Raw genomic sequence first — 1,287 nt, 5'->3', positions numbered from 1 at the left:
TGGTATTATCCCCTATAGGTAGACAGTAAAAAAGAGTCCATCTGATATGATGGACTCAATACTGTTTTATCTGGAGGGGATTTTTTTATGGCAAGAAAAGGACAATCATTTCAAAAATATACAGAAGAACTAAAGCGAGAAGCAGTTCGTCTTCGATTAGAAGAGAGAAAATCATTGCGAGAAATTCGTGAACAACTCGGTGTGAAGAGCGATGCCCAGATTATTGAGTGGGTAAAACGTGCGCAACAAGGGGAGTCCTTTGATGATCAACGTGGTGTCTGGAATCGAAAGAATTTTAATAGTCTAGAAGAAGAAAATGCTTATTTGAAGGCACAGGTTGAGTATTTAAAAAAGCGCAATCCAAATCTACACGGGAAGGAATGGTCCTAAAGAAAGAACGATTTTCTCTTATCGATTCATTACGCCAAGCCTATCCACTCCGATGGTTGCTTCAAATCGCGGAAGTTTCTAAGGCTGGCTACTATAAATGGCGGAAATATCATAACGTGCAGCGTTTACGTCAGAAAAGGGATATGTGGCATAAAGAACATATTTTATCTATTCATCGTCAGCACCCTTACTATGGGTATAAACGTATGACTCGTGCTTTGGCTCGAGAAGGAATGGTAATGAATCATAAACGTGTTCGTCGTCTTATGAGAGAGCTGGGTATTCAATCTATCATTCGAAAAAAACGTCCGTTTTATGGAAGAAAAACATCTGTGGTATTTAAAAATCATTTGAATCGAGAGTTTCAAGCTGAAAAGCAAAATCAAAAATTCGTAACAGATATTACTTATGTACGAATCGGAGAACAATTTGCCTATTTGTCAGCTGTGTTAGATTTATACAACAATGAAATTGTTGCCTGGAAGCTATCTTCAAGAAATGATTTAGATTTGGTTTTAACTACATTACGTCAATTAGAAGGGAAGTCATTAACTACTAAGCCCCTTTTCCATTCAGATCAAGGGTTTCAATATACATCTAAATCCTACGCAAAACAGTTAGAGAAATTAGGATTTGTCGGTAGTCATTCTAGACGTGGAAACTGTTTTGATAATGCGTGTATCGAATCATTCTTCTCACATTTAAAAACAGAGAAGTTGTATTTAGTGTGCCCAAAAACATATGAAATGGCCTACCGAGCAATTCAAGAATATATTCAGTTTTATAATACAGAAAGATTCCAAGAAAAACTTCACGGCCTTTCCCCGATAGAATATCGGGAAAAGGCCGTGGCATAATACTCTTTTTATTACTGTCTACTTGACAGGGAGATGACCA

1 protein-coding gene is annotated in these 1,287 nt (G+C 37.1%); it reads left to right on the top strand.

Going from position 1 to position 1,287, the window contains the following annotated elements:
* Positions 1 to 87 precede the first annotated feature (87 nt).
* A protein-coding gene (locus MR168_RS32910; protein ID WP_087874946.1) for an IS3-like element ISBth8 family transposase occupies positions 88 to 1,247 on the top strand; the annotation gives its coding sequence in 2 pieces (ribosomal slippage) (positions 88 to 346 and positions 346 to 1,247; 1,161 coding nt in all).
* Positions 1,248 to 1,287: the final 40 nt, after the last annotated feature.

Origin of the sequence: Bacillus cereus group sp. BfR-BA-01356, assembly GCF_022663635.1 — a bacterium.
Taxonomy (GTDB): domain Bacteria; phylum Bacillota; class Bacilli; order Bacillales; family Bacillaceae_G; genus Bacillus_A; species Bacillus_A cereus.
The sequence above is the reverse complement of the archived record's forward strand: the minus strand, read 5'-3'. Positions and strand labels throughout refer to the sequence as shown.